At 37.7% G+C, this 4,300-nt stretch carries 6 protein-coding genes; 5 read left to right on the top strand and 1 reads right to left on the bottom strand.

Annotated elements, in window-relative coordinates; genetic code table 11:
- Positions 1-334: 334 nt before the first annotated feature.
- The 5 genes from Q8N22_01725 (at position 335) to Q8N22_01745 (ending at position 3,989) form a co-directional block, all read left to right on the top strand.
- On the top strand, positions 335-1,099 hold the full coding sequence (locus Q8N22_01725) for a hypothetical protein (protein MDP3052658.1): 765 nt from the start codon (positions 335-337) through the stop codon (positions 1,097-1,099).
- Positions 1,100-1,270: 171 nt separating this feature from the next.
- Positions 1,271-1,663 carry an ACT domain-containing protein gene (locus tag Q8N22_01730; GenBank protein MDP3052659.1) on the top strand — a complete coding sequence of 131 codons (393 nt, stop codon included), beginning with the start codon at positions 1,271-1,273 and terminating at the stop codon, positions 1,661-1,663.
- Between the two features lie 340 nt (positions 1,664-2,003).
- Positions 2,004-3,050, top strand: coding sequence for a HEAT repeat domain-containing protein (locus Q8N22_01735; protein ID MDP3052660.1), 1,047 nt, complete (start codon positions 2,004-2,006; stop codon positions 3,048-3,050).
- A 13-nt stretch (positions 3,051-3,063) separates the two neighbouring features.
- Positions 3,064-3,342 (top strand): C1 family peptidase, encoded by a 279-nt coding sequence (locus Q8N22_01740; GenBank protein MDP3052661.1) that lies wholly within the window; start codon positions 3,064-3,066, stop codon positions 3,340-3,342.
- Between the two features lie 287 nt (positions 3,343-3,629).
- Entirely contained in the window at positions 3,630-3,989 is a 360-nt protein-coding gene (locus Q8N22_01745) for a hypothetical protein (protein MDP3052662.1), read from the top strand.
- 74 nt (positions 3,990-4,063) lie between these two features.
- Here the strand turns inward: Q8N22_01745 and Q8N22_01750 are convergent.
- The coding region (locus Q8N22_01750) for an IS4 family transposase (protein ID MDP3052663.1) at positions 4,064-4,300 on the bottom strand (237 nt) is incomplete at its 5' end.

A 4,300-nucleotide genomic window follows, 5' to 3' on the forward strand; every position in this document is an offset into this window, starting at 1 on the left:
TTCCAGTATTCAATTGTCGCTCCTTTGATAGTCAAAACACCAAAATAACACGAGATGGAATTGAAATCGATTAAAAGTTTTTGCGTCATTAGCATAATGAAATCAATTAGTTACGCAAATTAGTTTAAAAACGTTGGGACAGTAGTGATATTTTTACCGGTTTTTAAGGCTAAATCTTACAACTTTGAAGCTAAAATAGGGTAAAAAAGTTACAGATTTGTCAGGCTAAAGTTGACAACTTTATTTTACCTTTATTGGCTTAGCAATATGGTGGCTATATCCCCCGATCGCTAGTTATATTCAATGGTTAATAAAGTTTCCGAGGTAAATAGCTATGGATAACTGGTTGAATGTAGGAATTGACGGCCAAGGTTGTTGGCCGAGGGAAGAATCTACCATTAAATTTGGTGGGTATGAACTTCTCTTAAAACCTGCTACTAGAAAAACAGAACAGTCCGTTCATATCAATCTTGTTAAGGAAAAAATATCTTCCGAAGATGCGATGACTCTTATTAATAGATTATTGAGTGTTCTTTCTTGGTGCGATGGCGGTAGTAAGGGTATGGATATTATAGATGGCCTTGGATGGTCCGGAAACCCAATTCCTGTGGAAATCCCAATAAGAAATAGAATGATTGGTTCTTCTATTGCATTTTCATTTTATAAAGAAATGGATAAGAATCCAAAAACACGGTTAGCTCTTGCTCTTTACAGGGAAGGCCTGGTATCCGATTCGGTTCCTGTATCATTTTTGAGTTTTTTTAAGATCATAAACATTTTTTATAATGATAAAACTATTCGCATAAAAAAGCAAAAGCCTTACAACCAATTAGTTGAAGGCTTAAGAAGCTTGATTCCGCATGCAAAATGCGATTTGGCCAAGCAAAGGCTGCAGGAACTTAGTAAGGTAGTCAACGATATTCCTAAATATCTATATAAACGTCGATGCGCAATTGCCCATTCATTTACAGATCCCGCGATAGATCCAGACAATGTAATGGAATCAAGGGATTTATCTAAAGATTTATGGATTGTAAGTTCAATAGCAGACTATCTAATAGAAAATAAGCTGGGTGTTTCAAGATCGATATTGGGGTGATTCAGAAACGCTGTCTCATTTCTGAATTTATAAAGGGAGAATAAAATGGCTAATTGTTTATTCTGTAAATCAGAAATTAATAAAAATCGTTTGAAATAAAGGGACCGTTTCTGATTTCTGACTGATGGGATAAAGAATTGAAAGGAGACTGGCGTGATTAGGACAGTGAATATGAAGAAGGAGATCGTGGTAACGGTGGCAAATAAGATGGGGGTTTTGGCGGATATGTGCAAGGTAGTGGCTGATCACGGAATAAACCTAGAGGCTTTTGTGGGTTATGGTATGGGCAAAGAAACTAAGATTCATCTGCTAACCGTGGATAACCTGCGCGCTTCTGATGCTTTGAAAAAAGCAGGGTACAGGTCACAGGAAGAAAAGAGCGTGATAGTGATTGATCTTGAAAACAAGATTGGCGCGTTAAAATTAGTGACCGAAAAGTTATCGCAGGAAGCGGTAGATATAAAATATACCTATGGCACTACCTGTTCTTTGGGCTGTCCGGCAACCATAGTGATCTCTACCAGTGATAACGAAAGGGCCTTTGTAGCCTTGAAGAAAGCCTAGGGAATTTTAGTGATTGGCAGGTAATTAATGGGCGAATTCCAGGGATACGATTTTTAATTGGGAGAGATAAAATATGGCTAAAAAGTGTAAGAAATGCAAGGTGCCGCTAGAGGGCTTTCTTTATAAGTGGATAGCTTTGAAGTTATTCGGAGTTAAGCCTTCGGAAAAAAATTCTGAACTCTGTAATAAATGCGAGAATAAATAAAGATGTTTTACGGGACCGAATACGAAAAATAGAAACGGTCCCATTGTTTTTTATCTACCTTGACTCAGTAGAATGCTGTGAGGGTGCAGCAGGAGGTGGAGCTTTGGGGATGAAGAAAAAGGAAGTGTATAGAATATGTTTAGATTAAAGAAAAATGTGAAGCGCCCCCATTTTCTCCATTTTCCATTTTTGGTGGGAAATAGGAATCGTTCCTATTTTTTGGTAAGTTTAGTTTTTCTCATTTTGATTGGAAATTCATTTTTTGGTTGCGTGAACCGCAGAGAAAAAATTCAAAAACTAATTCATGAGTTAGCGCTATGGCAGGAAGGTGATCATCGCGGGTATAGTCGAATTACAAATGCTCTGATAAGAATCGGTAAGCCAGCAGTCCCTGATTTAATTAAAACCTTGAAAGACGAGAATTATTCTAACAGATATAGTATAATTTATGTCCTTAGCAGAATCCGTGATGAATCAGTAATTCCTGTTTTTGAGGAGCTAATAAAAAAAGACAAAGAGCCATATATTCGAATTAGTGCAATTTCGTCGTTGAGTGAATTAAGCAGTAAAACACAACCAATCCCGGGTGTCTTAATTGACGCATTATATGATGAAGATGCGAACGTCCGAGAAAATGTAGTACGAAACTTAGCAAATTTTGGTCCACAAGCGGTCCCTGTATTAGTCAAAACTTTATTAGAAGATAAAGAACCCTCTGTCCGAAAACCAGCAGCATGGCATTTAGGATATATTGGTGACAAATCAACAGTCCCGAAATTAAAAAAATTATTGAATTTAGAAAATCATCCAAGTGTCCGGCTGAAAGTATCAACAGCCCTGGTAAGGTTAGGGGACGAATCTGCCTTACCAGTTGTTCTTCAATTTTTGAAACATGAAGATGCGTCAGTCCGAGAAGATACAATATGGGCATTGGAAGAAATTTTTGTCTATCAGCCAGCACTTACTTCACAAATAGTTTTCCCTTTGATTGATTCTCTGAAGGATGAACATTGGACTGTCCGCAGGGGTGCAGCATTCCTGTTAAGCAGAATTGGTTGTAAGTCAGCAATTCCTTCATTACAGGACCTATTAAAAGATAAAGATAAACTTGTTCGTTCAGAGGCAAAAGAAGCTATAAACAAGATAAAAGCAAATAGAGCAAAAACCAGTTTTGGGTATTGAAGTCTTTAAGGGAATGCTTAAGACAAGGATCGGAATTGTGCCTTTGCCTAAGAAGGGCGAGAGAAGTTTAGGCGGCCATGCAATTGCTGCTTGCGGTTATGACGACGAAAAGGAATTAGTCAAGTTTAAAAATTCTTGGTCTGAAAAGTGGGGAGATAAAGGATTCGGATATTTACCCTATACTTACATTGAGCGTTATATGATGGACGCTTGGAGCTCAGTAGATATCGAGGATCCTAATCCGCTGACGCTGGCGAGTGTGTTGAGTTATCAGAAGAGGGCTTTGGGTTAAAATTTTAGGGCATGAAAAATGTATGGGATTACTTGAATAAAGAGATATAATATATGCGATAAGGAGGTGGAAAATGATGAATTGGGGATTGTTTGGACAGATTGTGTTGTTGATAATTATTTTTGCTCTGGCTAAATCATGTGTTAAATGCATGCATGATAATTTTTGCATAAAGTGCAAGAAATAAAGAAATAAAGGGGCCGTTTCTGATTTCAAAAAAATATAAGCGGTCCCAATAATTGAAGCGGTCCCAATAATTAATGCGAGGATAAATAATGAAAGGGCTAATGAATAAAGCATTTTTAGTTTTATTGATTGTTATGTCGGCTTATACTTATGGCTTTACCCAGGAGCTGTCAGGCCCGGGCAGCCAGCCTGTCATGGAGTCAAAAACTTTTAAAGGTAAAGTAGATTCCATCATCCTGCCTGGCTCTGGCGATGAAGTAAGGCGCGAGATCGTGGTTATTGATGAGCAGGGAGGAAAAATGAATTTTGTTTTGACCTCCGGCATCGGTGTTTATACTAAAGACTGGGAAGTATTAAGCTTAAAAAAGATTAAGCCCGGAGACAGTGTGGCTGTAGAGTATACGACCAATAAAACAGGCATCGATAGGGCGATATCAATCATAGTAGAACAGAAATCGTAGGAAGGAGTATTAATTAGATGAAAAAGTATTTTTATTCATTGCTTATTTTAGTATTGGTATTCACTACTGTCCCATTATAACTTGAACAGTTTCAATTGGTTATCGTTTTCAGTGTTATCATCGATGAGATTAGTTTCCATAAGTGCTTGCAATATATGCGTTTTCTCGAAAATGGTCACGCTCAAAATCTGTAAAATTGTGTAAAGACTTTGCTTGAGTTTCAGTTCTTTCTTGATGATAGCTACCAGCACGTAAATGGATATCGCAATCCAGATTTGAGTCTTGACGGCGTTCTCGGATGTGCCAAAGAA

The organism is bacterium (assembly GCA_030693325.1).
Taxonomy (GTDB): Bacteria; Patescibacteriota; Minisyncoccia; order UBA6257; family MFKM01; genus MFKM01.

What these genes read in the sequence shown, in the direction of transcription:
- Q8N22_01725 (MDP3052658.1), top strand. Translation starts at nt 335, where the DNA reads ATGGATAACTGGTTGAATGTAGGAATTGACGGCCAAGGTTGTTGGCCG.
- Q8N22_01730 (MDP3052659.1), top strand. Translation starts at nt 1,271, where the DNA reads ATGAAGAAGGAGATCGTGGTAACGGTGGCAAATAAGATGGGGGTTTTG.
- Q8N22_01735 (MDP3052660.1), top strand. Translation starts at nt 2,004, where the DNA reads ATGTTTAGATTAAAGAAAAATGTGAAGCGCCCCCATTTTCTCCATTTT.
- Q8N22_01740 (MDP3052661.1), top strand. Translation starts at nt 3,064, where the DNA reads ATGCTTAAGACAAGGATCGGAATTGTGCCTTTGCCTAAGAAGGGCGAG.
- Q8N22_01745 (MDP3052662.1), top strand. Translation starts at nt 3,630, where the DNA reads ATGAATAAAGCATTTTTAGTTTTATTGATTGTTATGTCGGCTTATACT.